General features: G+C 49.3%; 29 protein-coding genes and 1 tRNA gene. 24 read left to right on the forward strand and 6 right to left on the reverse strand.

Going from position 1 to position 26,424, the window contains the following annotated elements; all coding sequences use genetic code 11:
• Positions 1 to 4 precede the first annotated feature (4 nt).
• Together AF331_RS22695 and AF331_RS02240 are read left to right on the forward strand one after the other, a co-directional pair.
• Positions 5 to 181, forward strand: a complete 177-nt coding sequence (locus AF331_RS22695; protein WP_162838943.1) for a hypothetical protein — start codon at positions 5 to 7, stop codon at positions 179 to 181.
• Positions 182 to 291: 110 nt separating this feature from the next.
• Complete coding sequence (locus AF331_RS02240) at positions 292 to 1,803, forward strand: rhomboid family intramembrane serine protease (RefSeq protein WP_082346674.1); 1,512 nt, start codon at positions 292 to 294, stop codon at positions 1,801 to 1,803.
• Here the strand turns inward: AF331_RS02240 and AF331_RS02245 are convergent.
• A complete protein-coding gene (locus tag AF331_RS02245) occupies positions 1,797 to 2,666 on the reverse strand; it encodes a hypothetical protein (protein ID WP_152915524.1) in 870 nt (289 codons plus the stop codon). The two genes, AF331_RS02240 and AF331_RS02245, sit on opposite strands and share 7 nt — an antisense overlap.
• A gap of 136 nt (positions 2,667 to 2,802) precedes the next feature.
• On the opposite strand from AF331_RS02245, the gene AF331_RS02250 reads away from it, so the two are divergent.
• From AF331_RS02250 to AF331_RS02275, 6 genes are all read left to right on the forward strand, one after another.
• Complete coding sequence (locus AF331_RS02250) at positions 2,803 to 4,257, forward strand: spore germination protein (RefSeq protein WP_412177703.1); 1,455 nt, start codon at positions 2,803 to 2,805, stop codon at positions 4,255 to 4,257.
• Between the two features lie 356 nt (positions 4,258 to 4,613).
• Positions 4,614 to 4,820 (forward strand): YqgQ family protein, encoded by a 207-nt coding sequence (locus AF331_RS02255; protein WP_053427746.1) that lies wholly within the window; start codon positions 4,614 to 4,616, stop codon positions 4,818 to 4,820.
• 4 nt (positions 4,821 to 4,824) lie between these two features.
• Entirely contained in the window at positions 4,825 to 5,781 is a 957-nt protein-coding gene (locus tag AF331_RS02260; RefSeq protein ID WP_053426575.1) for an ROK family glucokinase, read from the forward strand.
• A 200-nt stretch (positions 5,782 to 5,981) separates the two neighbouring features.
• Complete coding sequence (locus AF331_RS02265; protein WP_053426576.1) at positions 5,982 to 7,175, forward strand: M14 family metallopeptidase; 1,194 nt, start codon at positions 5,982 to 5,984, stop codon at positions 7,173 to 7,175.
• Positions 7,176 to 7,333: 158 nt separating this feature from the next.
• Positions 7,334 to 8,428, forward strand: a complete 1,095-nt coding sequence (locus tag AF331_RS02270; protein ID WP_053426577.1) for a YqgU-like beta propeller domain-containing protein — start codon at positions 7,334 to 7,336, stop codon at positions 8,426 to 8,428.
• On the forward strand, positions 8,428 to 8,742 hold the full coding sequence (locus tag AF331_RS02275; protein WP_053426578.1) for an MTH1187 family thiamine-binding protein: 315 nt from the start codon (positions 8,428 to 8,430) through the stop codon (positions 8,740 to 8,742). Before AF331_RS02270 ends, AF331_RS02275 begins: the two co-directional genes overlap by 1 nt.
• A 43-nt stretch (positions 8,743 to 8,785) precedes the next feature.
• On the opposite strand, the gene AF331_RS21690 is transcribed toward AF331_RS02275, so the two are convergent.
• Positions 8,786 to 8,959, reverse strand: coding sequence for a DUF2759 domain-containing protein (locus tag AF331_RS21690; protein ID WP_048006082.1), 174 nt, complete (start codon positions 8,957 to 8,959; stop codon positions 8,786 to 8,788).
• Positions 8,960 to 9,159: 200 nt separating this feature from the next.
• Between AF331_RS21690 and AF331_RS02280 the strand changes: the two genes are divergently transcribed.
• Entirely contained in the window at positions 9,160 to 9,795 is a 636-nt protein-coding gene (locus AF331_RS02280) for an MBL fold metallo-hydrolase (protein WP_053426579.1), read from the forward strand.
• A gap of 36 nt (positions 9,796 to 9,831) precedes the next feature.
• Here AF331_RS02280 and AF331_RS02285 read toward each other — a convergent pair whose 3' ends face one another.
• On the reverse strand, positions 9,832 to 10,077 hold the full coding sequence (locus AF331_RS02285) for a DUF2626 domain-containing protein (protein ID WP_048006080.1): 246 nt from the start codon (positions 10,075 to 10,077) through the stop codon (positions 9,832 to 9,834).
• Positions 10,078 to 10,412: 335 nt separating this feature from the next.
• On the opposite strand from AF331_RS02285, the gene AF331_RS02290 reads away from it, so the two are divergent.
• Positions 10,413 to 10,793, forward strand: a complete 381-nt coding sequence (locus AF331_RS02290) for a Spx/MgsR family RNA polymerase-binding regulatory protein (protein WP_053426580.1) — start codon at positions 10,413 to 10,415, stop codon at positions 10,791 to 10,793.
• Positions 10,794 to 11,133: 340 nt separating this feature from the next.
• Here AF331_RS02290 and AF331_RS02295 read toward each other — a convergent pair.
• The 3 genes from AF331_RS02295 to AF331_RS02305 all read right to left on the reverse strand — a co-directional run bounded on the left by AF331_RS02295 (position 11,134) and on the right by AF331_RS02305 (position 12,562).
• Positions 11,134 to 11,205 (reverse strand) — tRNA-Gln (locus AF331_RS02295).
• A gap of 89 nt (positions 11,206 to 11,294) precedes the next feature.
• Positions 11,295 to 11,591 (reverse strand): LysM peptidoglycan-binding domain-containing protein, encoded by a 297-nt coding sequence (locus AF331_RS02300; RefSeq protein ID WP_053426581.1) that lies wholly within the window; start codon positions 11,589 to 11,591, stop codon positions 11,295 to 11,297.
• Positions 11,592 to 11,803: 212 nt separating this feature from the next.
• On the reverse strand, positions 11,804 to 12,562 hold the full coding sequence (locus AF331_RS02305) for an SDR family NAD(P)-dependent oxidoreductase (RefSeq protein ID WP_053426582.1): 759 nt from the start codon (positions 12,560 to 12,562) through the stop codon (positions 11,804 to 11,806).
• A gap of 123 nt (positions 12,563 to 12,685) precedes the next feature.
• Here AF331_RS02305 and AF331_RS23080 point away from each other — a divergent pair, with 123 nt between their 5' ends.
• The 14 genes from AF331_RS23080 to comGC all read left to right on the forward strand — a co-directional run bounded on the left by AF331_RS23080 (position 12,686) and on the right by comGC (position 26,424).
• Positions 12,686 to 13,507 (forward strand): methyl-accepting chemotaxis protein, encoded by an 822-nt coding sequence (locus tag AF331_RS23080; protein WP_053427747.1) that lies wholly within the window; start codon positions 12,686 to 12,688, stop codon positions 13,505 to 13,507.
• Between the two features lie 382 nt (positions 13,508 to 13,889).
• The gene (locus AF331_RS02315) at positions 13,890 to 14,492 is read left to right on the forward strand and encodes a TetR/AcrR family transcriptional regulator (RefSeq protein ID WP_053426583.1); all 603 of its coding nucleotides are present in this window, start codon (positions 13,890 to 13,892) and stop codon (positions 14,490 to 14,492) included.
• Positions 14,493 to 14,505: 13 nt separating this feature from the next.
• Positions 14,506 to 15,984, forward strand: coding sequence for an o-succinylbenzoate--CoA ligase (locus tag AF331_RS02320; RefSeq protein ID WP_053426584.1), 1,479 nt, complete (start codon positions 14,506 to 14,508; stop codon positions 15,982 to 15,984).
• Positions 15,985 to 16,401 carry a MaoC family dehydratase gene (locus tag AF331_RS02325; RefSeq protein WP_048012604.1) on the forward strand — a complete coding sequence of 139 codons (417 nt, stop codon included), beginning with the start codon at positions 15,985 to 15,987 and terminating at the stop codon, positions 16,399 to 16,401.
• Positions 16,401 to 17,414, forward strand: a complete 1,014-nt coding sequence (locus AF331_RS02330; RefSeq protein ID WP_053426585.1) for a 3-oxoacyl-ACP synthase — start codon at positions 16,401 to 16,403, stop codon at positions 17,412 to 17,414. The genes AF331_RS02325 and AF331_RS02330 overlap by 1 nt, the downstream gene beginning before the upstream one ends.
• Entirely contained in the window at positions 17,407 to 19,239 is a 1,833-nt protein-coding gene (locus tag AF331_RS02335; protein ID WP_082346677.1) for a 6-bladed beta-propeller, read from the forward strand. The genes AF331_RS02330 and AF331_RS02335 overlap by 8 nt, the downstream gene beginning before the upstream one ends.
• A 19-nt stretch (positions 19,240 to 19,258) precedes the next feature.
• The gene (locus AF331_RS02340; protein WP_053426587.1) at positions 19,259 to 20,461 is read left to right on the forward strand and encodes a substrate-binding domain-containing protein; all 1,203 of its coding nucleotides are present in this window, start codon (positions 19,259 to 19,261) and stop codon (positions 20,459 to 20,461) included.
• Between the two features lie 61 nt (positions 20,462 to 20,522).
• Positions 20,523 to 21,296: an ABC transporter ATP-binding protein gene (locus tag AF331_RS02345; RefSeq protein WP_053426588.1), complete on the forward strand. Its 774-nt coding sequence runs from the start codon at positions 20,523 to 20,525 to the stop codon at positions 21,294 to 21,296.
• Positions 21,274 to 21,978: an ABC transporter ATP-binding protein gene (locus tag AF331_RS02350; RefSeq protein ID WP_053426589.1), complete on the forward strand. Its 705-nt coding sequence runs from the start codon at positions 21,274 to 21,276 to the stop codon at positions 21,976 to 21,978. The genes AF331_RS02345 and AF331_RS02350 overlap by 23 nt, the downstream gene beginning before the upstream one ends.
• A gap of 22 nt (positions 21,979 to 22,000) precedes the next feature.
• A complete protein-coding gene (locus tag AF331_RS02355) occupies positions 22,001 to 22,873 on the forward strand; it encodes a branched-chain amino acid ABC transporter permease (RefSeq protein ID WP_053426590.1) in 873 nt (290 codons plus the stop codon).
• Positions 22,870 to 23,865 carry a branched-chain amino acid ABC transporter permease gene (locus tag AF331_RS02360; RefSeq protein WP_053426591.1) on the forward strand — a complete coding sequence of 332 codons (996 nt, stop codon included), beginning with the start codon at positions 22,870 to 22,872 and terminating at the stop codon, positions 23,863 to 23,865. Before AF331_RS02355 ends, AF331_RS02360 begins: the two co-directional genes overlap by 4 nt.
• A 138-nt stretch (positions 23,866 to 24,003) precedes the next feature.
• Positions 24,004 to 25,077, forward strand: a complete 1,074-nt coding sequence (gene comGA, locus AF331_RS02365; RefSeq protein ID WP_162838959.1) for a competence type IV pilus ATPase ComGA — start codon at positions 24,004 to 24,006, stop codon at positions 25,075 to 25,077.
• Complete coding sequence (comGB, locus tag AF331_RS02370; RefSeq protein ID WP_053426593.1) at positions 25,028 to 26,083, forward strand: competence type IV pilus assembly protein ComGB; 1,056 nt, start codon at positions 25,028 to 25,030, stop codon at positions 26,081 to 26,083. The genes comGA and comGB overlap by 50 nt, the downstream gene beginning before the upstream one ends.
• The gene (comGC, locus tag AF331_RS02375) at positions 26,080 to 26,424 is read left to right on the forward strand and encodes a competence type IV pilus major pilin ComGC (RefSeq protein ID WP_053426594.1); all 345 of its coding nucleotides are present in this window, start codon (positions 26,080 to 26,082) and stop codon (positions 26,422 to 26,424) included. Before comGB ends, comGC begins: the two co-directional genes overlap by 4 nt.

Consider the following 26,424-nt stretch of genomic DNA (forward strand, 5'->3'; position numbering starts at 1 on the left):
CAAGATGAACGGATGGATGAAATGGTTGATAGCAGGACTTGTCTTATTCATGCTTGTTCCCAATCGTTACAGATTGCTTAACCTCATCCTCGGAAGCAGCTTCCTGAGGAAATGGGCGGTCAGGTGGACGATGGGGATACCGGCAATTCGCTCAAAGTTCATACAGAGTACATTCCGGTAATGCATGGCCCGTATCCAGTGGATACGGGCTTTTCTATTTCTTTATATTCCTCTGTCCGGTATAGTATGGGTAACATCTATACTTAATGAAAGTAGTGAAGGCGAGTGGAGTTGACGAATCACTATCTGTTTTGGAAAATCGTCCATCATCTGGTGGAAGGTAAACAGTACAGACTCATCCATCAATCCGACGAACACGGGGAAGTGTGGCTTGAAAATACGGCGGTGAAGGAAGCCGGCATCGTCCGTGTCCGGTTGAAGGATCTGGATTTCTTCCGTTGGATGGAGCGGGATATGGAGCTTGTCCTTCAGAACGGAGAGAATCTGCGTAAATCACTCCGTAAGAGCAAGCTCAACATCAAAACGATTTATGTATCCACCTATCCTCCTGTGGATGATGGAATGGACACTGTTAGCAGGGGGAATGTGACGGTCACACCCTTGGTTGTCGAGTCCGCCCGCTACAAGGAAACGCTGAGTAACGATCCTGTGCTCTGCGAAGGGGACTGGGAGCTGCCCGAGGAGATCGAGGATCGCGATGTAGAGTGGATGAGAGGCCTTGCCCTCACCTCTGCACAGAGGCGGATTCAGGCTGAACAAAGTCTTTTCCAAAAGGGAAAACCCTTTTTTACATATCTTTTCATCGCTATCCAGGTGATCATGTTTGCGATTTTGGAACTGAATGGGGGAAGTCACAATACTGAAACCCTCATCCGTTTCGGTGCCAAGTACAAACCGCTCATGCTTGATGGGGAGTGGTGGCGTCTGATCACCCCGGTCTTTTTGCATATCGGCATGATTCATCTGCTTTTGAACAGCGTCGCCCTGTTCTATCTGGGGGGAGCAGTTGAGCGCATTTACGGGAGGTTCAGGTTTATCCTGATTTACCTCGTTGCAGGGGTCATGGGGTCACTAGGGAGCTTCCTGTTCACCGATACGGTTTCGGCGGGTGCCAGCGGGGCGATCTTCGGATGTTTCGGCGCCTTGTTGTACTTCGGCACCATTCATCCAAAGATCTTTTTCCGTACGATGGGGAATAACATCATCGTCGTATTCGCGCTCAATCTTGTCATCGGATTCATTCTCCCCGGAATCGATAACGCCGGGCATCTTGGTGGTGTGGTGGGGGGCTTCATCATGGCGGGTATTGCAGGTGTGCCGAAGTCTGGTAAGAGGATCAGGCAGCTGCTGTTTCTGGTCATCATGATCATCATCCTTTCCCTGGCCATCAATAGGGAGTGGAGTGACGATCCATTGAAGATGAGTGTGGACCATGTGAATGCCCTTGCTGAAGATAAGCTCGCAATGGAAAAATGGGAAGAGGCGGAAACGCTTTTGAAGAAGGTGGCAGAAAAAGGTGATCCCGATGCCATTATTTATTTTCAACTTTCCTATGCCGAAATCCAACTGAATAAGCTGGATCAGGCAGAGGAACACCTCAAAAAGGCCATTCAGGAGGACGAATCCCTTCCGGAAGCCCATTATAATCTAGCCTACCTCTTACAAGGTGAAGACGGGAAAAGGGAAGAAGCCCTCAAGCATGCCGAGAGGGCTTACGAACTATCGGATTCCAATGAGAAATACAAAGATCTATACGATTACCTGAAAAGTGAAGATCAATAGGAAATCGATTGACGAAGGAGGGTGGCCTCACCTTTCTTGTCGATGATCAACACGAGGACTTCCTTCCGGTCTTTTTTCAGGAGGATGAGGGGGATGGTGCTGTCCACTGGATTCTGGATGGCTCCATCCTCTTTTTTTATGCCGATCGCATAATTCTTATAAAGTCCTTCCCATAGATTCCCCGTTACTTTTGCCCACTGGGCAGGGGTGAATCCGGGATAGGGGCGGCTTGAATAAGCCGGGAGTTCTGTCAGGGGAAGGGCGTTGTAATCCCCCCCGTTGATCTGCAGCTCTCTCATTCCCTTGGCCCATGAAGTTTCAACGGTCTTTGTGACCAATCCGTCGAGGCTTTTCTTCCATTCGGCCTGCACATCCGTCGTCGGCGTTTTGAATGAGCCCAATGGACTGAAGGCGGAATCGATGATATAAAGCCGGTCACTGGACATGGTTTGTGCACTCTTGAACGTATCTTCCCCTTCATGGATTTCGGCATAGTGATAGGCCACTGCCTGAAGGAGATTGCTCTCATCGCCCTCTACCTTCATTTTCTGATACAGGCTGGAGGTGTTCGGCTTCCATTTGTTCAATACGCCTTTCAACTTCCCATTGCTGAACAGAAGCCCTACATCCTGTCTGAGATAAGACGGGGAGTCGAGTTCCGAGGCTACGGTCCAATCCACCACTTGTTCCTTTTGCTGAGAGAGGCTCAGGGCGGTCGAAGCTGAGAGGAAAGAGGCATTCTGATCAATAGGGAAGAAAATGATGCTTTCCCTTGTTTCGGGCTTGTATAGCAGTTGAATCAATAGAATGGCAGATGCCAAGATGATGAGGAACGGCCAAACGTCTTTTATCCGGTTTTTCATGATCATCCACTCCATAAGTTTGTCCCTTTCATCCAATCTATGAAGCTGTAGAGTGGATTATGAGAGGTATGACTAAAGGGGAATGTGTCAAAGATGGTGAGGATACTGTGAAAAATGGGAAGTGAACGCTATGGCCATGCAGGAAAAGAAACCTGTTTCAACTGTGATTGAAGAAAATACGAGATATTTAAGGGAAGTCCTTGCTGTCGATAAGAGTTTTGATGTCATTCAGCTCGATGTGGAATACGCCGAAAGGAAGATGGGTCTGTTCATGGTGGACGGCTTTGTAAAAGATGACATCATGCACTATCTGATGAAAATCCTTTCGGGCCTTGATCCGGAACAGCTTCAGGAAGATACCCTCCAAAAGCTTTTGAAAACGTATATCCCTTATATTGAAATCGAGCAGGTTGATGATTTGAATCAAGTGGTGGACCTTGTCCTGGCCGGACCGACGGCACTCGTGGTGGACGGGGTCGATAAAGTCATCATGATCGATGCCAGGACGTACCCTGTCAGGGGACCACAGGAGCCTGATATCGAGCGGGTAGTTCGTGGTTCACGTGACGGATATGTCGAAACGATCGTATTCAATACGGCATTGACAAGGAGAAGGGTAAGGGATCCTTCCCTGAGGATGGAGTATATGCAAGTAGGAAGAAGGAGCAAAACCGACATCGTGGTAAGTTATATCGAAGACATAGCGGATCCTGATCTTGTCCACCGCATCAAGGATGCCCTGTCCAAGATCGATACTGACGGGCTTCCCATGGGTGAGAAGACCCTGGAAGAATTCATCTCCGGTCGTCACTGGAATCCGTATCCCATGGTGCGCTATACAGAGCGTCCCGATACGGCGGCCGCTCATTTATATGAAGGCCATATCATCATCATGGTGGATGGATCGCCGAGTGTCATGATCACTCCCACGACGTTTTGGCATCATCTCCAGCATGCGGAGGAATATCGCAACAAACCGTCCGTGGGGGCGTATTTACGATTTGTCCGGTTCATTGCGGTCTGGTGTTCCATATTTTTATTGCCGCTTTATTATCTGTTCACGATCCATCCTGCTCTCCTGCCTGATTCTCTCTCGTATATAGGGGTGAATGAGTCCGGGGAAGTCCCTCTATTCCTGCAGTTCCTCATGATCGAGGTGGGAATCGACATCCTCAGGATGGCAGCGATCCATACGCCTTCTTCCCTTGCGACGGCACTTGGTCTCGTTGCTGCACTGATGATCGGTCAAGTAGCCGTGGAAGTCGGCCTGTTGGTGAATGAAGTCATCCTATATCTTGCCATTGCAGCCATCGGCACGTTCTCGACGCCGAGTTATGAGATGAGTCTTGCCAATCGCCTGGTGAGGATCTTCCTGCTGATCATGACCTCCCTGTGGGGAGTTTACGGCTTTGTTATCGGGGTCTTCCTATGGCTCATGATGCTGTCGAGGATGAAGTCCTTCGACATTCCATACATGTGGCCGTTCATCCCCTTTAACTTCAGGGCCTTCAGGGATGTGTTCCTCCGCTCTCCCATGCCCCTTAAGAATCGGAGGCCGCGTTTCCTTCACCCTAAGGATCCGGATCGATGAGGTTGGGACAAAATGAAAAAAGGACCATTTCATGACGAACACGATCAGTGTAGGTTCTCTAGACCGCTAATGATTTCCGTGCAAGACTACGCTTTCCGCGGGTAGCCCGCAAGCCTCTCCTCGGTTGGCCTTCAGCTGCAACCCACAGAGTCGCCGTCCTGCACTCCAATCAACTGCTGAAAACCAGTTGGTCATGGAACAAATTAAAACCCGAATGGAATTGTCTGAATGTAGGCATATTCATTCGGGTTTTACTGTGGGTAAGACAGTTTTGTCCCAGCCCCTTCTATTTTATTGAGAAGAGGCAGATTTTCATTTATACTTCTAAAAGTGAACGTTTGAATCGGGGTGTGGATATGAAAACAATCTATGACATTCAGCAATTATTGAAACGGTTCGGTACCATCATCTATGTGGGGGATCGTCTTTCGGACCTCGAGTTGATGGAGGGCGAGCTAAGGGAGCTCTATGTTTCCAAACTAATCGAACAGAAGGAATTCCATTCGGCCCTGCTGCTGCTGCGCAGTGAGATGGAACGGGAAAAACATAAACAGGACAGGTGATGTTATGACAGATAAATGGCTCGTGGGAGTGGACCTGGGGGGAACCACGACGAAGATCGCATTTCTAAGTACATACGGTGAAATCCTACATAAATGGGAAATACCAACGGATAAATCGGATAGCGGTAAACATATTATCGTCCATATTGCAAAAAGCATCGATGCCAAGCTGGAACAACTCGATGTTGAAAAGGAACAGCTCATTGGGATCGGCATGGGTGCACCGGGACCCGTCGAGATGAGACGGGGAATCATCTATGAAGCCATCAATCTCGGGTGGAGTGAAAATACGCCTCTCAAGGATCTTATTGAAAAGGAAACCGGTCTGCCTGCTGTCATCGATAATGATGCCAACTGCGCGGCACTCGGTGAAATGTGGAAAGGTGCCGGAAACGGGGCCAAGGATCTTGTGTGTGTCACTCTCGGTACCGGTGTTGGTGGAGGTGTCATCACCAAAGGGGAGATTGTTCATGGTATCAGGGGTGCCGGCGGTGAACTCGGCCATATCACCGTGGTTCCGGAAGGCGGTTATTCATGTAACTGCGGCAAGACCGGTTGCCTTGAAACCGTCGCATCTGCCACAGGAGTCGTCAGGGTCGCCCATGAGAAACTCAAGTCATCCACAGAGGACTCAGTACTACGCGACCTTAAGGCCATCGGAGCAAAGCAGGTATTCGATGCGGCAAGGGCAGGAGACAGCCTTGCTCTTACAATCGTAGATCAGCTTGCCTATTATTTAGGTTTGAGCTTGGCGAATCTCGGAAACGTCGTCAATCCGGAGAAGATTGTCATCGGTGGTGGCGTTTCAAAAGCCGGAAAAACCCTTCTGGAGCCCGTAATGAACTATTTCAAACGGTTTGCTTTCCCGAAGGTGCGAACGTCTACTACCATCGATATTGCAACACTTGAAAATGATGCAGGGGTGATCGGGGCTGCCTGGCTGGTCAAAAACGCCCTTTAGTATGTACTGGAACATCCGGCCTTCTCGGTCGGGTGTTTTTTTGTGGCTAAAGCTTGGTATCATTCTGTTTCAAAGTGCATGACTGACGATTAATCCATCTTAATTCCTCTACATTATATGCCGTTGGACCTTGAACCCGGCGAATAGAACTTCCCTCTACATCATATGAGTATAGAAAGGCATGAAGTGGGAGGAGTCTCATGAAGGTGAAGGCGAGGAAAGGTGATTCCCTGTCGTACTATGCAAGCCTGTTTCACATTCCTGTAGAACTGCTCGTTGATTCAAACCCCCAGCTCGACCCCGATCATCTTGAAGCGGACGAGATGGTGGAGGTGCCGGGTTTCATCAAAGAGACCTGTGTGGTCCGGGAGGGAGACACCCTTTGGGGGCTTTCGGGTGAGCGTAATATCGGTGTAGATGCCTTGTTGCTGATCAATGAGAACAGTGATCCAAATGAAGTAGAGACAGGTGTTGAGTTGTTCCTCCCCAGGCGTGTGGTCACGCCCGTTGTGAATGGGAAGCAGCCTTACGATTCTGTGAGATTTCAGAAAGATTTGATCCTTTTGCAGGAGCTTTATCCATTTATCAGGGTGAATGCAATCGGTAAAAGTGTACTTGGTAAAGACCTGATGGAATGCAAGATCGGGCGGGGTGCCAAGAAGGTCCACATGAACGGTGCATTCCACGGAAACGAATGGATCACGAGTGCGGTCTTGATGACCTTCCTGAATGACTATCTCCTTTCCTTGACGAATTCCAAGGATTTGAGGGGCATTCCGATCCTGCCCTTGTATCGGACGGTGTCCCTTTCCCTTGTTCCCATGGTCAATCCGGATGGTGTTGATCTTGTCTTGAATGGTCCGCCTGACGGGATGGCTGAGGAATTGGTCCGTCTGAATGGTGGCCGGGTGGAATTTACCGGCTGGAAGGCGAACATCCGTGGGATCGACTTGAATAAACAGTTTCCTGCTCGCTGGGAATTCGAGAAGAGGCGCATGGAGGTGAGCACACCTGGCCCCCGTGATTTTACCGGAAATCTGCCCATATCCGAGCCGGAATCGAAGGCCATGGAACAGCTCGCAAGAAAGGAACGCTTCCACCGGCTGGTCGCGGTCCATACCCAAGGGAAGGAGTTCTACTGGGGCTACGAAGGGCTCGAATCAAAAGAATCAGAGCGGCTCGCTGGAGAAATAAAGAGGGCAAGTGGATATGCCTCGATCCGCTACGTAGACAGCTACGCAGGTTTCAAAGATTGGTTCATCCAAGAATTCCAGCAAACGGGCATCACATTGGAGCTTGGCAAGGGAATCAATCCACTCCCTCTCTCTCAATTCGATACCATATACAGGGATACACTTGGGATCTATCTCATTATGTTATATAAATGGTGGTGACCCCCTTCGCTACAGGAGAAAAATGGAGTATGATAAGAATAGGAACGTTTATCGGCGTTTTATAGATGGCCTCCTGAGCCGTCTTTTTTTTATCTTTTTGAAACGTTTCCCGATGTGGGACGTACTAATAGAGAATGCAGTCGAAGGGAGAGGGGTCAGTGTGGAATAAAGCCGCAATTGCAGGTGGTATCATCGGGATGATGGCGATTTTGTCGGCATGCACTTCTTCGGATGGGGTGAAAGCCCCTCATAAGGAGCCTGAAAAAAGCATCATAGCAGAAAGCCTTGAAGAAGAAGGATTTGTGGAAAACGTCGGATGGCTCACGGATTCGGAAATCCTGACGGTTGCCACGAAGGATGAAACCACCCGCTTATATAAATATAACATCTATACCGGTTCTCAAAAGACGATTTTCGAGACCGGCTCATCGTATGTCACTTCCAGTATCTCTCCTGATAAAAAAAGCATTTATGTCCAGACCTCCCCTGGTTCTTATCTAGCAACGGTCACCTATATCGATCCTGATGGACGCTCTATATTCGAGCAGGATATCCCATCCTATGATATCTCTTTTGCTTGGAATGAATTCTCTCCCGGGGAAATGCTCCTCACAAGCTTTGCCGAGGACTGGAGCTTCGAGGTCTCACTGGTGGATATCAACAATAAGAATGTGAGCAACCTTGATATTGATCAACCATTCGTGCAGTGGAAATCGGATGATGCCGTCATCTTCCAGGATTGGCCAAAAGAAGATATCGCCCTCAACGCTCCCCTGATGGAGGAATCCTTGCTCGATGGAAAGCGGACGATGATTGCAGAGAACCTGATCCACTTCAATCAATTTTCCGATTCCCTCATGACGATCAAGGGAACAGATGAAAAAGGAATCTTTGAATACCGCTTCCTATCTCCAGAAGGGGACGAGCAATCGACCTTTACCCAATCGCTGCTGAGCCGCTATTCCGACTGGCTGGTCCCATACTATGATATGATAGAAGGGAAAGGTCGCTTTCTTACGTTCGCTGCGAACGGGAAGGGGGCCGCAGATACAGATACAGACGGCTTCTCATTGAAGGAGTGGGATATTTTCAGCGGCAAGGAGAAGGTGTTGTTCACCGATCTCCCTCTAGAGCCATTGACATGTGCTCCAAAGGGGAATGCCTGTTTGTACGGGAACCAGCTGGAGAAGGTCATCTCCCTGGTCAATCGCAACATCATCCACTTACTCAGTGTGAAAGGAGCACAACTATAATGGCTATCGTAGACGTCACGGTCATTCCCATCGGAACGGAATCCCCAAGCGTAAGTTCCTATGTGGCTGATCTCCAAAAGATCTTGAAGCAGTATGAAGCGGAGGGGAAAATCCGTTATCAGCTCACTCCGATGAATACCATCATTGAAGGAGAGCTTCCCGTCCTGTTCCAAGTGATCCAGGATATCCATGAATCACCGTTTCAACAGGGGATTCAACGTGTTGCTACAAATATTCGAATCGACGACCGGCGCGATAAGGTCTCGACCATGGAAGGCAAGCTCTCTGCCGTCCAGAAAAAGATGGACTCATGATCAAAAAAAGCCTCGTTCAGCTGAACGAGGCTTTTTCCTTGAATTAATGTCCTCCGGGATAACCGGAGTGAAGGACGGTCATGACCGTGAACCACCCAAATACCCCTAATGTGGCGAGGGAAAAGAAGATCCCAAGGGCATTTTTATTCTTAAACGTACTGACGACGGCGAATAATGCCAAAAGTGTAACCAATGCTGTGATGATGACAAGACCCATTAATCCTACCCCTTTCCGTTCGGTTTAACGCTTTCATAATACCACAAAATATGTACAAATATGCACGCATTTACATTTTATATTTTTTTGCTTCGTTTGTCGAGGTCAAAAAATTGACTTTTTTGATTCGACAGAATCTTTCTATGACGGAAGTGCATCTGATACAATGAAGCATACGAAGTCGAAGGAGGTGATATCATATGGAATGGAAACAAATTCCGCTCGGCCCGCTTCAAACGAATTGCTATGTTTTTTGGAACGATAATAAAGACTGCCTGATTTTCGATCCGGGAGGGAGCGGCGATGCCCTGATCCGCTGGTTGGAAAAAGAAGACCTCAATCCGGTGGCCATCTTATTGACTCATGCCCACTTTGATCATATCGGGGCAGTGGATGATGTACGGGATCGCTTCGGCATACCGGTCTATGTACATGAAAAGGAAGCGCAGTGGTTGATCGACCCTTCATTGAATGGTTCAGTCCTATTCATGATGGAAGAGAAGATAAGCGCGAGAGCAGCCGACTACATATTGACGGATGAGCAGAAGTTGGTGATCGGCTCCTTTCATTTGACCCTGTTCCACACCCCGGGCCATTCTCCGGGAAGCATCTCCTACTACCTGGGGGATGAACACGTCGTGGTGGCTGGCGATACGCTCTTCATGGGGAGCATCGGAAGGTCAGATCTGCCTGGAGGAAACTCTCAGCAGCTCCTAGCGAGCATTCACGACCATCTACTGACATTGCCCGAAGAGACAATCGTCCTGCCGGGCCATGGACCGGAAACGAGTATCGGTCACGAAATGGACGGGAATCCCTTTCTCAATGGATATTAAAAAAAAGCCTTTAGCATTTGAGCTAAAGGCTTTTTTTTAGTGGCCTCCTGCGCCTGGAGTCATCATAAAGGTGGTCCAATATGTGAAGCCGGCGAAAAACACGGTAAGGTAGGCACCGAAAACATAGATATACATACGTTCGGATAGCTTTAAATAACTAAGCATAATGAAAAAACCTGTCTGCCCTAAGAATAGCAATGATGTCTTTGGCATGTCGCCAAGGTAGAAAAATACCGCAAAGATACCCGTCCAAAATCCTAAAACTCTGAACATTCGATCCATATGTAAACCCTCCTTTACCCTCTGTCCGTCGTAAGTAATTATAAATGAAATCTACCATAAAAGTAAATATCAGTTTATTGGGACTTTGTGACGGAAAAGTGATATTCATGCCTCTCAACAAGAAGTATAGTACATATCGTTCCACTTTGAAAGGGATTTCAAACGTATTGGATTTGGAAATGCGCAAGCCCTTTCATTTTCTTTTTAAGAAAGGTCGGGAGACTGTTAAAAAAATGTTCACAACTTTCGAGGGATAATACTGTACATATGTTGTACAAGTGATATACAATATGTTTAACAAAGATTGAACAAACGATCTCAAGGAGGATGAACCAATGAATCATTTAACATTTTATACGTATCCAAGCTGTACATCATGCAGGAAAGCGAAGAAATGGTTAACGGCCAATGCTGTTGATTTCAATGAAAGACATCTATTCAGGGAAACCCCAAGCCCGGAAGAACTCATGCATCTTCTTGCCCTCACGACAGAAGGACTGGATGAAATCCTTGCAACCAGAAGCCAGACTTTCAAGGATCTCGGCAAGGACGTCAACGACCTTCCACTTTCAGAAGTCATCCAACTGATTGTCAAAGAGCCAAAACTTCTTAGAAGACCCCTTCTCACAGATGGTAAGAAATTGGTTGTCGGCTACAATCCAGAGGGGCTCCAGGGACTTGCGTCAAAGAAGAGAGCACTGAAAAAGAGCAGCTAGAGGTAAATGGCATGAAGAGAATTCAATATGAATAGCCAAGCAGACACCCGAGGGAGTGCCTGCTTTTTTATGTTGTGTTTGGCTATGAAAAATAGATGAGAATGAAGAGGGAGGAGGGCATGGGCCCCGCCGAAGCTTTTCTTGAGGTTAAGCTCCGGGGGCTTGAAGCTCAAGGGTATTGTCGCTTCAGGGCGAGCCCCCTCCGCTTTTCTTGATGTCCAGCTCCGGCGGGGTGAGGCTCGAGGTTATAAGCCAAAGACCCCAAAAAGGCACAGAACGCCTTTCCGGGGTCTTTGTCTTATGCTTGTCGCCTCAGAGCGACCCGCCTCCGCTTTTCTAACTGGGCTAGCTGGATTCGAACCAACGCATGTCGCAGTCAAAGTGCGATGCCTTACCGCTTGGCTATAGCCCAAGGTTTGCTTGTACAAAGGTTAGTATGGGAGGTATGAGAGAATTTATACATGAAAAAGGAGCAAATCTGAAAAGATCTGCTCCTTTTGATTAAGAGTCACATATTTGGACGTTGCTGTACTTAATGAAAAGCTTTTGACCTACATAAATTTTGTCAGGGTTCGAAATATTGTTGTTCTTCATGATGGTGTTCACGGACACGCCGTGCTTGGCTGCGATGCCGGAGAGGGTGTCACCTGATTTTACATAGTGATAGATTTTGGCATACTCACATTTGGACGTCCCATTGCTTGCAGCTTCTGCTGATGGAGCATGGAATCCTCCTACACCTGTTAACAGACCGAGAGAAAGAGCGGAAGCAACGACGACTTTACCTATTTTTTTCATATACATCTCTCCTCAATTCGTGATATTTGCTTGTTTAGTGTAAATGAAAATCAAATTATGTAAAAGTTTAGAATAAATGGGTAATCAAGGGTGAATGAAGCGGGAGGTGTAAATATATGGGGGTTTAATAGTTTTTTGACAAGTTTCATTCTTATGGGCATAAATGACAAAAAACCCGCTTCGTGTGTTGAAACGGGTCGGTACTGCAACACTTATAACGAAGTAAGGCCACCATCGATCGGATACACGGCACCGTTAATGATGTTTGCTTCGTCGCCTAATAGGAAGACGACCAGGCTTGCCACTTCCTTGGCGGTACCGTATCTTCCGGCAGGGATGCCAGATTCTACGGCTTTTTTCGCTTCTTCTGATCCTTGAGTGAAGCGATCCATCATTCCGGTCGCTGTAGGACCTGGGGCAATGGCATTCACACGGATGCCTTGGGACGCATACTCACCGGTTGCTGTTTTGGTCAAACCGATGACACCATGCTTTGTAGCTGCATAAGGGCTGACTCCCGGAGAACCGACGAGCCCCGCGTTGGATGCTGTATTCACGATGGAGCCGCCACCATTCTCGAGCATCACCTGCAGGACATATTTCATCCCGTAGAAAGCCCCCTTCAGATTGATATCGATCACTTTCTCGAAGATATCCTCTGGATATTCAGCCAATGGGGAAACGGCCCCTTCGATCCCTGCATTGTTGAAGAACATATCAATTGTTCCGTATGTATCTACTGTTTTTTCAACATAATGTTTCACGTCTTCTCTTGACCCTACATCCGCCTGGATGAAGAATGCTTCAAAGCCTGCTTCTTTGATCAGGCTCACGGTTTCGTTCCCGCCTTCCACGGAAAGGTCCACCACTGCCACACGAACACCTTTTTCTGCAAGCTGAATGCTTGTCTCCCGGCCAATGCCGCTTCCGGCACCGGTTACGATTGCTACTTTATTTTCAATATTTGTCATGGTAAATCTCTCCTTTCCGTTCTATTATGATCTTTATCCTAGGTAAAAGAAATTATAATGCTTCAAATTGGTGAAATTATGTCGATATATTTTCTTGAAAAAGAATATAAAGGAGTCATGGCCATGGATTCAGTTCAAGCATTCATACATTCCGTACCATACATAAAAGAAATACTGAGGGAAGAAACGATGATCACCGTCTTCGATCATGAAAAATACCTCTATTATTCCCCGAGTTCAGAGTTGAATTTCGGACATGAACCGGGTGATCCTTTACCTGAAGCCTATCTGAACTATAAAATGGTCAATCAGACCGGAACGACAGTCGTGAAGGTTCCCCAGGAAGAATTCGGGATCCCGTTTGACAGTATCTCATTTCCAATCAAGGACGGATCGGGCCAAGTGGTGGGAGCAGTCAATGCAGCTGTTTCAAGGAAGAGACAAGAAATGTTCCACCAGATTGTCGAGAATATTGACATGATCTCTGAATCGATTCTTGGGAAGGTGCAACATATCGCTGCCCATTCAGAAGAACTGTCTGCCACTACGGAACAGATTTCAGAGAATACGAAAAGTACAGTGGAGCAGTCAACGAAAATAACCGATGTGGCCACTACGATAAAAGGAATCAGTGATCAAACAAACTTACTCGGACTGAATGCCGCCATCGAAGCAGCCAGGGTGGGAAGTGCAGGGGCAGGGTTCGGAGTCGTGGCGACAGAAGTAAGGAAACTCGCGCTGGATGCCAAGAATGCCACTCTGTCCATCGAAGAGACCTTGTCTTCCATCAAAATGTCCATGAGCAGGATGCAGGAAGACTTTAAGGAAATTGCGCAGTCCACCAGTGAAGAAGCCAAACTTGTAACGGAGTTCATGACAGAAATCGAGAGTCTCACCGCCACGTCGAATAAACTGAAAGAATTGATGGACTCCTTTTCAAGATGAGGATTCAACAGGAGGCTGGGACAAGAGTGTTTTAGTCATAGTAAAACCCGAACGATCTTGCCTGAGATCGTTCGGTTTTTTGATTTGTTTCATGACCATTACGATTTACTTGTTCCTAGCGGTTGATTGGAGTGCAAGACGAAGACTCCAGCGGGAAGAGTGGCTCCCCGCAGGCTTGCCGAGGAGGCTCACGGGCTACCCGCGCGCAGTCTTGCACGGAAATCATGAGCGGTATAAAGAAGCCATATTGATATTGTTCGTCATGACCTTTATTGTTTTATCCCACTCTCTTTTTACTGTTTCCCAGGAAAGTAAAAAAATCCTAATTTTGTATTGTAATTTTTAGAATATTAAATATAATAAAAACTGAGAGGTGATTCATATGTCAGAAAAAATCATGATCGAAGAGAAACAACTGACACCGAAAGGAATTGAAACAAGGGAAAAACTGCTGAAGGCAGCAGAAGAAATATTCGGGACGAAAGGCTTTTATGAAACATCCATCGTGAATATTTCTCAGGAAGCCAAAGTGGCACAGGGGACCTTCTATAACTACTTCCCTTCTAAAAAGGATATCTATGACGAGCTGATCCGGAATTATAGCCGTGATCTGAGGCTGGCCATCAAGGAGGGCATGACCGATGCTTCAACATATGAAGAAGCGCAGCGGAAGGGATTCTATTCCTTTTTCACCTGGGTCAAGAATCATCCGAATTTGTACAGCATCGTCCAGCAGGCGGTCGTGGTGGACCGCGACTTATACAAATGGTATTACGGGAAGCTTGCCAATGGGTTCTTGAAAAGTTTGTCCGAAGGGATGGAGTCCGGTGAGTTCAAGGTGCTGGACCAGGAAACGGTCGCTTATTGCCTGATGTCCATCGGTCAGTTCCTCGGAATGAGGTGGGTGTACTGGGAACGATCGGACGTACCGGATGAAGCATTCGAATCAGCCATGAGCCTGATATTCGACGGGTTGAAAAATTAAAGGGGGAGGAATCATGGAAGGAATATCATATTGGATCGGGAAATGGGCGTATCTGCGTGGAGAGAAGACCGCCATCATAACCGATCAGGAGTCCATCACCTACAAAGAATTGAATGAGAGGATCAATCGCGCCGCCGGTAAGCTGCAACAGGAGTTGAAGGTCAGCACAGGGGAACGGGTCGCCATCCTGTCTCAGAACCGGATGGAATATATCATCCTGTTATTCGCCACAGCGAAAATAGGGGCGGTTGCTGTTCCACTTAATATCCGGTTGAGTGCAAGTGAGCTGGTGTTTCAGCTCATGGATAGTGGCACGAAGGTCATTGCAGCGGATGAAGAGCATGTCCCGCTTGCCAAAGGACTACTGAGGGATACGAAAGCAGAAACGGTCCTAGCTTTGGATGAGTTGCTGGATGGCCCCCTATTATCTTTACATGAAGAGAAAAATGTAAGCGCTCCCTTTATTATCTGCTATACATCGGGTACGACTGGGAAGCCGAAAGGAGCGGTCCTCACCCAGGAAAATATGTTTTGGAATGCAGTGAATAATACACTTGCCGTAGAGCTCACGTCTGATGACCGTTCGATTGTGCTACTGCCCCTGTTCCATATAGGGGGCATCGGGTTGTTTGCCCTCCCGACTCTCTTTGCGGGTGGAACGATTGTGATTCCGGGGAAATTCGATCCGGAAAAGACGCTTGAGATGATCGAGGAACACAGGGTCACCATCGTCATGGGGGTACCGACAATCCACCAGGCGCTCCTCCATTCACCATCCTTTGATGGGACGGACCTATCATCCGTGCGTTGGTTTTACAACGGAGGAGCTCCGTGTCCACATGAGCTGATCACAGCATTTCTTGAGCGGGGATTCCTGTTCGGTCAGGGATTCGGTATGACGGAAACCTCGCCGACCGTCTTCATGCTCATGAAGGAAGATGCACGAAGGAAAATCGGTTCGATCGGAAAACCCGTCATGTTCAATGATTTTAAATTGATGGGAGCGGATGGGCAGACGTGCCGTCCGGGTGAAGTGGGTGAGCTCACCGTGCGCGGGGCAAACGTCATGAAAGAGTATTGGAACCGGCCGGACGCCACGAAGGAAACGATCGTGGATGGGTGGCTTCATACAGGTGACCTTGCCCGTGTGGACGAAGAAGGCTTTGTGTATATCGTCGGGCGCAAGAAGGAAATGATCATTTCCGGGGGGGAGAACATTTATCCTCTCGAGGTGGAGCAGGTGATCAATCAGATCGAGGATGTAGAGGAAGTGGCCGTCGTCGGTGCAGCCGACCCACGGTGGGGGGAAGTGCCTGTTGCCTTCATCGTGAAGAAGAAGGGAAGCTCCCTCGGTGAAGAAGGGGTCCTAGGTCACTGCACCAGTCAGCTTGCACGATACAAGCTGCCGAAGGTGATCACATTCCTCGAGGAACTGCCGAAAAATGCAACGGGAAAAATTCAAAAAACTCAGCTGGTAAGGAGCGGATCGTAAATGAGTACGTATACAGTCGGACAGCAAGCCGCATGCAGTAAAACCATCACAGAATCGGATATAGTCATGTTTGCCGGATTGAGCGGTGATTTCAACCCCGTCCATATTGATAAGGAGTATGCCCAGACAACAAGGTTCAAGGAGAGGATCGCCCATGGCATGCTGACGAGCAGTCTCTTATCACAGCTTCTCGGTGTCCATCTCCCTGGGAAAGGGTCCATCTATATGGAGCAATCAATCCGGTTCAAGTCACCGGTCTATATCGGGGATACCATCACAGCAAAGGCAACGGTACAGGAGTTCAATGAAGAGAAACATGTCCTGACCCTCCTGACCGAGTGCTTCAATCAAAATGAAAAAGTGGTGTTGACCGGGACCGCCAAGATGATGGTCCCAAGTGAAGGAGGAACGGTGTGATGGCAATCGGCATTCAATCGACGGGAACCTTCTTTTCCCCTGCGGTAGAGACTGCTGCAGACCTGGCGATCAAGACAGGTATTCCGGAAAACATCATCATCGAAAAATTCGGATTGTATGAGAAGCATGTGTCGGATGACACCATGCATGCATCGGACCTGGCGATTGCCGCCGGGAAAGAGGCGCTGGGAGCGATGGATCCTGCCGACCTCGACGTGGTCATCTACTTCGGCAGTCCCCATAAGGATTATCATGTCTGGTCCAGTGCACCGAAGATCCAGCATGAGCTCGGGGCAAAAAATGCGTATGCATTCGAAATCATGAATGTGAGCTCATGTTTTCCCATCGCCCTCAAAGTGGCGAGGGATATGATCAGATCGGATGAATCGATCAACCATATCCTGCTTGTCGGAGGATGTAAGGAATCACAGATCCTTGATCATGGCAACCCGAGGGCACGCTTCATGTTCAACTTCGCTGACGGTGGGGCGGCCGCCCTGGTTTCCCGTGAGGCCACCCAGAGTGAGATCCTCGAAAGTGCCATCATCACCGACGGATCCTTCCATGATGACGTAAGGATCCCAGCGGGAGGCTCCAAGCAGTATGCAAGCCATGAATCGGTCGATGCCAATCAACACTATATCGACGTCAAGGATCCCATGTCGATGAAAGAACGATTGGATCCGGTTTCGATTCCGAACTTTGCCAAAGTGGTGAAGGATGCCCTTGCAAAAAGCGGCTATAAAACGGAAAACGTCAAGGCCCTGCTTCCCCTTCATACGAAGCGCTCCATGTTTCGGGAGCTCCTCGATACGCTGGAGATCAAGGAAGAAAATGCGGTATACCTAGATCATCATGGTCACATGTCGTCCCTTGATCCTTGCATCGGACTCCATTTCGCCCAGGAAAGAGGTCTCCTTGAGCAGGGTGATATCGCTGTTGCGGTCAGTGCAGGAACCGGATATACATGGGCGGCAACCGTCATTCGCTGGAACGGTCCATCTCATGCTTAAAAGAGCCGCCGTGGTGGTTGTGCTGCTCTTGACCCTTCTGGCACCAACACAAGCGGGGGCTGCCTATTCCTTCAAGGGAGCGTTCGGCAGCGGGGTGGACCCCGGTAACCTATTCCGGACCCCGGTTGCCATGGCAAAAGATGAAAACGGATTCATTTATATGGTGGATATGGGTAACAGCCGCATCGTCAAGATGGATGCAGGAGGGAAGGTCGTGAAGACGATCGGCTCCCTTGGCAGCTCCCCTGGGAAATTCAATATGCCCTTCGGAATTGCAGTCGACCGTGAAGGAAATTTCCTTGTAGCTGACACCGGGAACTACCGGATCCAAAAATTCGACCGGAACTTCAACTTCCTGAAGAGCTGGGGAACAAAAGGAGACGGTCCTGAAGAATTCGGTTTCCCGAGGGAAATCGCCGTCGACAAGGATAATCGTTACTATGTCACCGATGAATTCAACCACCGCATCCAAAGATTCAGCAGTGAAGGAACGTATGAAAAGACGATCGGCTCCTACGGGCGAACGGACGGCAAGCTCGCCCTTCCACAGGGAATTGCCATCAATGACCAAAACGAAGTTTACGTAGCCGACACCTATAACAATCGAATCCAGGTATTTTCTAAAGATGGGGCCTTCAAGCGTAAGATCGGTGGAACACAGGGTGTGGGACCCTACCAATTTTATCACCCGAGGGGGTTGAATTTCGATGCGAGGTCCGGTGCCCTCTATGTGGCTGATACGTACAATAACCGCATCATGAAGTTCGATTCCAGTGACCGTTTCCTCTATACGACGGGTGCGTTTCCAACGCTTGCCTTCCCGAACCAGATCATTTCAGATGGGACAGGGGATCTATACGTCACCGATACGGGAAACAACCGGTTGATGGTCTTCAAGGAAGTCGGGCTGACGGTCTCATTCAAGATGGCGATCGGTGACGGCCGCTATGGGGATAAGACGTATGCAGGGCCGTTCGATGTCGAAAGTGATTCAAAAGGCAACACCTTCGTCTCCGATTCTTTCAATCACCGAATCTTAAAGTATGACTCCACCGGTAAGGTAACAGGTAAGTGGGGGAGTCTACTGGGAACGGGCGGTCCGATTGCATACGGAAGCCTGGCTGGCCAATTCTTCGTGCCGAGGCAGATGGCCGTCGACAAATACGATAACGTATACGTCGCCGATTCCGTCAACAATCGCATCCAGAAGTTCTCCAACAATGGAACCTTCCTGGCGGCATACGGGTCATTGGGCACACTGAGCGGATTCTTCAGACTTCCGAGTGGCATTGCCGTTGACAGCAAAGGGAATATCTTCGTCTCAGATTCAGAGAATAACCGGATCCAGAAGTTCAACTCCTTCTTTGTATACCAAAAGGAATGGGGGAGAAAAGGGACGGGGAACGGAGAATTTTCACAGCCCATGCAGCTTGCCATAGACTCAAAGGATAACGTGTATGTGGTCGATCGCATCAATAACCGCGTCCAGAAGTTCGATAATAATGGAACCTTCCTGGCCAAATGGGGGACGGCAGGAGGATCGGGGAATCTGGATCCTCTTGAAAACTGGGGAGAGGAACCCGGTGACCTTTTCCTGCCGACGGGTATCGCCATCGACCAGAATGATAAGGTCTATGTGACGGATACCTCCAACAATCGAATGAATGTGTACAGTGATAAGGGTGCGTTCCTCGAGCAGTTCGGCTCATTCGGGGGAGAAGATGGGAACTTTTTCTCGCCTCAAGGACTCGATATCGATTCAACAGGAAAAATCACCATTGCAGACGGTCTTCTTCACAAGCTTCAGTTCTTTAAAAAAAGATGAATAATGGGGGAATAAGAAGATGAAGAAATCTAAGTGGGTCAAAGCAAGCTTCCTGGCGGCGTGTTCGGTCATGTTGATGGCGGGTTGTTCCGGGAAAAGTTCAGGTTCCAGTGACGATACAATCAAAGTGGGTGTACTCGCCTCCCAGACCGGAGCGCTTGAAACGTACGGAAAACAAACGATCCAAGGCTTTGAACTCGGCCTTGAATATGCAACGGACGGTACGAATGAAGTGGATGGGAAGAAAATTGAATTCATCGTGGAAGATACAGAAACAAAGCCTGACGTTGCGGTGAAAAAAGCGACGAAGCTCCTTGAAGAAGATGAGGTCGATTTCCTGGTGGGGTCTTCGAGTTCGGGAGATACCCTCGCTGTCCTTCCACTAGCTGAAGAATACGAGAAAATCATGGTGGTGGAACCTGCCGTGGCAGATAGCATCACAGGCGAAAACTGGAATAAATACATCTTCCGGACCGGGCGGAATTCCTCCCAGGATGCGGTCGCAGGTGCTGCATCCATCGCCGAAAAGGACGTGAAGATCGCTACGCTCGCACAGGATAATGCCTATGGGCGGGAAGGGATTGAAGCCTTTAAGGAAGGTGCAGAGAAGCTTGGTGCAGACATTATCAACGAACAATATGCAGATCCGAATTCCACTGACTTCACCGCTAATATCCAAAACATCATCAAGGATAAGCCCGACTACCTCTTCATTGTCTGGGCAGGATCCAATGCACCGTGGAAACAGCTCAAGGATATGAAAGTCGAAGAGCAGGGCATCAAGATCTCCACGGCCGCTCAGGATATCAATTCCCTGAAAACGATGGACTCCCTCATGGGGATGAGCGGATATTCCATCTATTATTACACGCTGCCTGATAATGAAGTCAATGACTGGCTCGTTGAGAAGCACAAGGAAAAATATGATGGCGAGGTGCCGGATCTGTTCACTGCAGGCGGCATGAGCGCGGCCATTTCCATTGTGGAAGCCATCAAAAAAACCGATGGTGATACCGAAGCAGAGACATTGATCGAAGCCATGGAAGGAATGGAGTTCGAAACGCCTAAGGGGACGATGAAGTTCCGTCCGGACGACCATCAGGCACTTCAATCCCTCTATGCCATCACGCTTGAAGAGGAAGAAGGGGTCGACCACCCGGTACCGGTCCTCATCAGGGAATTGGATATGAACGAAACGGAGCCACCGGTACGTAATAAGTAACGAAATCAGAATATTCAGGGAGTTACGCTCCCTGGATGCTATCCATAAAGGAGGTACCGGAATGGACACGATATTACGCACGGCCCGTCTATCCGTTTCATTCGGGGAACATGATGTGATCAAAGAAGTAGACTTGGAGATTGAAAGGGGGAAGCTTGTATCGATCATCGGCCCAAATGGTGCCGGCAAGACGACCCTGTTCAATCTGATCAGCGGGCAGATCAGCCCGACGAGAGGGGAAATCTTCTTCAAAGACCGGAATGTCACGGGATTATCAATCCCCATGAGAGCGCGTGCCGGCATCGGCAGGTCCTTTCAGCTCACCAACATCTTCCCTGAATTGACCGTACTTGAAAATATCCGCCTCAGTGTTCAATCGGCAGGGAAGGATTACTATTCCATCTTCCCGAAACCGGGGTTGAAAAGACGGCAGGAAGAGGAAGCAAGAGAGCTGATGGAGACTTGCATGCTGAAGGAAAAGGGTGATGCCTTTGCCATCGACCTGGCACACGGTGAGAAACGGAAGCTTGAGCTTGCCATGCTTCTAGCTCTCAAAACGGAGCTGCTTCTCCTTGATGAGCCGACTGCCGGGATCTCCATCGAAGACATCCCGGCAATCCTCGAAGTGATCAACAGGATCAAGGCAGGAGGTCACCATACCATCGTCCTCATCGAACACAAGATGGACATGGTGATGCACCTGTCTGATCGGCTGGTCGTCCTTTTCAACGGAGAGCTGCTCGCAAGCGGGGACCCACGGACGATCATCAAGGATGAGCGCGTACAGACGGCGTATCTTGGAGGGATGCATAATGAATCTATTAAAAGTGGATGATCTTCAAACCTATCTCGGTCAGTACCATATCCTGCAGGGTGTGTCCCTCGGAGTCAAGGAAGGGAGCATCACGGTCCTGTTCGGACGGAACGGGGCAGGGAAAACAACCACGCTCCGCTCGATCATGGGATTCAATCCGAAGAGCACGGGGTCGATCCACTATAAAGACGAATCCTTGAGAGGCGCCCCGACCCATCAGATTTCGAAGAAAGGGATCGGTTATGTTCCTGAGAATCAGGGGATATTCGGCAGCTTGACGGTGGAAGAGACCTTGAGTCTTGCAAAAGTGAAAGGGGACCAAGGGGCTGAGGAAAAGGCAGAATGGATGCTGGACCTGTTTCCGGACCTGAAGACATACTGGCACAAAAAGAGCGGTCTACTATCAGGAGGGCAGAAGCAGATGCTCGCCATCTCCAGGGCATACATCAATGGGGACGGTCTCCTCCTGATCGATGAACCGAGTAAGGGGCTTTCCCCGATCATGGTGGAAAAGCTGATGGAATCGATCCTGAAGATGAAAGAAAGGACGACGATTCTCCTTGTGGAACAGAACTTCATGATGGCAAGCAGGATCGGGGATTATTTTTATATCATGGATGACGGGAAGATCGTCCATGACGGCCGGATGAACGAACTGGTGGAAGACCGTGAGATGTGCCGGAAGTATCTTGGGATAGCATAGGTGTTTAGGGAGTGGATCAAGTATGGACGTAATCATTAATCTATTGGTGAACGGCATCTCGACGGGACTGCTGATTTTCCTCCTCGCAGCGGGTCTGACGCTGATCTTCGGCTTGATGGACGTTTTGAATTTTGCCCATGGGGGGCTCTTCGTATGGGGAGCATTCATGGGGGCTTGGGTTTTCAATGAAACAGGGAATTTTTTCTTGTCGGTAGCGGCGGCGATTTTGATCGGAATGGTTCTCGGCCTCGTATTGGAACGATTTTTGATCCGGCCGGTCTATGGAAACCATGTCAGGCAGCTCCTCATCACCCTTGGAGGGATGCTTGTCCTGACAGAGAGCATCAAGATCTTATGGGGACCGAATCCCATAAGAGTGAATCTTCCGGAGTGGCTGCAGGGAAGTTTTCAATTTGACGGGGGAGTGATCCTCATCAAATACAGGTTGTTTGTGATCGTAGTGGGAGTCATCATGTACGCCGCACTTTGGCTTTTATTAAGTAAGACACGGATCGGCCTCATGATCCGGGCCGGGGTCATCGATAAGGAAATGGTGCAGGCCATGGGGATCAACGTCAAAGCCATCTTTACATTTGTGTTCCTTCTCGGATCTGCCATGGCGGCAATGGGCGGTGCCCTCCTAGCCCCGTATTCAGGTGTCGTATTTGCCGAGATGGGGATGCAGTATGCGGTCCTTGCTTTCATCGTGGTGATCATCGGCGGAATGGGAAGCCTCCAGGGGTCTGCCCTCGCCTCCTTGATCGTCGGGGTCCTGGGCGCGTTTATGGCCTATTACATTCCAGACCTTTCCCTTGCCCTTAACATGCTGCTCCTTGCCTTCGTCTTACTGGTGAAGCCGACCGGACTCATGGGGGAAAAGGGGGGAGCCGTATGAAAAGCAAGACGAATCGCATCCCTCTTTACGGGGGGATGGCAGGCTTGGTGGCCTTGATGCTGTTTCCTTTTGTCAATGATTCGAGGAGCATGCTCATCATGTTCACGCAGATTTTCATTTTCGCCATATTCGCCATGAGTTTCGATATCCTTCTTGGGTATACAGGGATCGTTTCCTTCGGTCACTGCATGTTCTTCGGCCTGGGTGCCTACAGCGTGGCCCTCATGTTCAATAATCATGAGGCCACACTGGGGAACTTCATCATTGGACTCCTGATCGGAATCGTCCTTTCAGCCGCGGTGAGCTATGTGATCGGTCTCCTGTCCCTTCGTCTAAAGAGCCATTTCTACGCCATGCTCACCCTGGCCGTTTCTCAGCTGTTCTTGGTTCTTGCCGAGAAGTGGAGGGGGCTGACCATGGGAGGGGACGGCTTTACATTCTCTGTGCCGGATGTGTTCAAAGATCGCATGAGCTTCTATTATGTAACCTTGATGGTCATGGCGTCCATCTTCATTCTGTTGAAGTTATTCACCTCCTCGTCGACGGGGAAGGTCCTGAAGGCCATTTCCCAGAATGAGTACAGGACGGAAGCGCTTGGGTTCAAGACGCTTCATTACAAGCTTATGGCGAGTGTCACGTCCGGCATGGTGGCCGCATTGAGCGGGGCCCTGTATGCGGTCTCGCTACGATTCATCAATGTGAGCGTCTTCTCCATCGAAGTGACCCTCGATGCCCTGCTCATGACCATGATCGGCGGTCTCGGGACGCTGATCGGTCCCATCATCGGGGCCGGCATCATAGAGTTCATGCGCCACTATCTCTCGGAGCTGGCATCGGTCTACCCGATTTTCGAGCGCTGGACGATCTTCCTCGGCTTCCTCTATATCGTCGTCCTCTTGGGCTTCCCGAAAGGATTGGCAGGTGTGGTGAAGTCCCTGAAGGGGAAAAAGAAGAAAGACAGAAAGAACGACGAAGTGAAGAAAGCAGCCTGACCCATGGGCCCCGTCCAATTGGACGGGGCCTTTCGAATTGATCAGAGCAAACGAAAAAAATGGGAGAGCGTTGCAGGATTTTCGGATTTTTTGTCGTATATATATCTTCAAGACTACTGAAAGGTGGTGTGATTCATCATCCACTCTGTCGAAACCTTCTCCGAACGGATGATTTCGGAAGCATTTCGCAGTCATGCAACAGATGTCCATCTTGTTCCCCGAAAGAATGATTACCTCATTCAATTCAGAAAGCTCGGAACACTCGTCCCCTTCAAGACGATCGACGAAGACCAGGCCGAGCGCCTCATCGCCCATCTGAAGTTCATGTCCTCCATGGATATCGCAGAGAAGCGAAAGCCCCAAAGCGGCTCCTACACCCATTTCATCTCACGGGTCCCCCTGGCACTGCGGGTATCCACCCTTCCGACCACCCATCTCAAAGAAAGCCTCGTCATCCGTATCCTCCCTGAACGCTATCAAATCCCCATCGAGCATATGTCCCTCTATCCGTCATCAGCCAAAAAACTCGTCGCCCTGCTCATGCACTCCCACGGTCTTATTCTATTTACCGGACCGACGGGAAGCGGGAAGACGACCACCCTTTACTCCCTTGTCCACCATTGTGCCGTTTCCCTCAACCGCAACGTCATCACCTTAGAAGATCCTGTTGAGAAGGCGCACGATGAGATGGTCCAGATTCAAGTGAATGAAAAGGCGGGTATCACGTATTCAACCGGTCTTAAAGCGATTCTCCGCCATGATCCCGATATCATCATGGTCGGGGAGATACGGGATAAAGAAACCGCAGAAATTGCCGTCAGGGCAGCCCTCACCGGACATCTCGTCCTCTCATCTGTCCATACGCGGGATGCGAAGGGTGCCATCTACCGGCTCATGGAGCTCGGAATCAAATGGCATGACATCGAACAGACCCTTTTGGCGGTTTCTGCCCAAAGGCTGCTTCGATTGAAATGCCCGGTATGCGGAAATGATTGCTTCGGGGAATGCCTGGCTGAAGGGAAGAGGACCAACCGGGCTACGGTTTTCGAGATCCTGACGGGCAAAGAACTGAAGAATGTACTGATGGAAGCAAAGGGTGAAAAGGTCGACCATCGATACCTGACGCTGAAGCAGCTCATCCGGAAGGGGGTGGCCCTCGGATATGTTCCGGAATCTGAGTATCGGAAATGGATACATGAAGAAAAGGGATGAGCAGGGAAAGTTCCTGAAGCGTATGGGTTCCCTCCTAGAGAAGGGATATACATTCAGTGAGGCCGTGGACTTCCTTCTCATACCCGATCATCCTGCTGCCACCGTCTTGAAGACCCGAATCCTCCATGCCCTGCAGGAAGGCGTGCAGGTTTCCAAGGTCATCACGAAAGAACTCTCACTCCCCACCCATGTGAGCGCCCAGATCTATTTTGCTGAGTTCCACGGGCAGATGGGAGCAACCCTCATGGGTGCAGGGGATTACCTCCTGCAGAAGCAGAAAAATCAAGAGAGGCTCAAGCGGGTCATCCAGTATCCCTTGATGCTCATCATCATCGCCGGAATGATGATGGTCCTCCTCCGGAATGTGCTTTTTCCGAAATTTGAAACCCTCTACAGCTCCATGGGTTATGAACCTTCCACTGGCGTGCAGCTTTTACTCTCGTTCGTAAAAGCCGTCCCCCTCCTGCTCGCGGGAATCCTTGCTGTCCTTCTATCAGCGGGGGTCATTCTTTTCTTTTTCCGTCACCGGATCTCCCCGGTCACCATTTCCATCCACACGAGCAGGATTCCTTTCCTATCCCGCTTCTTCAAACTTGCCCACACCCACTTCTTTGCAAGGGAACTCGGGTTTCTACTGAGCAATGGTGTGTCCATCACCGAATCCCTCAGGATCATTGAACAACAAACCTTCCGACCGACCCTTCAATATGTATCCGGCGAGCTCATACAGGGCTTGAAGTCGGGTATGTCCCTCCATGAGTGTGCAGGTGCCATCCCTTTTTTTCAGTCGGAGGTCGCCTATATCATCCACCACGGTCAATCGAACGGACGGCTGCCGGAAGAATTGCAGCTCTACGGGGATATGTGCTTTGTGGAACTCGAAGAAAGGAGCGGTGCCCTCCTTAAATATATCCAGCCAGTCATCTTCAGTTTTGTCGGCTTATTCATCATGGCCATTTACTTTTCAATCATGATGCCCCTGTTCCAAATGATGCAGGGAGTATGAGTTCAGAAAGGGGAATAAACGTGAAACACCTATTAGAAGATGAAAGAGGGTTCACCCTCATTGAGATGATGATCGTACTCCTGGTCATCTCGGTCCTGTTGTTCATCGCAATCCCGAATGTGACGAAACAGAGCGGTTCCATCAATGCGAAAGGCTGTGAGGCCTTTGTGAATATGGTGGAAGGACAGGTAGAAGCGTATAAAATGGACGGAAATACGGGGCAAGTCACGATCCAGAATCTTGTGACAGAAGGGTACTTGAAGGATGAGTACAAGGCATGTCCCGATGGGAGGGCCATCACGATCAGTCAGAATGGTGATGTAGAGGTAAGCGATTCGTAG

The sequence above is a fragment of the Rossellomorea marisflavi genome, from assembly GCF_001274775.1.
In the GTDB taxonomy this organism is placed as follows: Bacteria; Bacillota; Bacilli; order Bacillales; family Bacillaceae_B; genus Rossellomorea; species Rossellomorea marisflavi.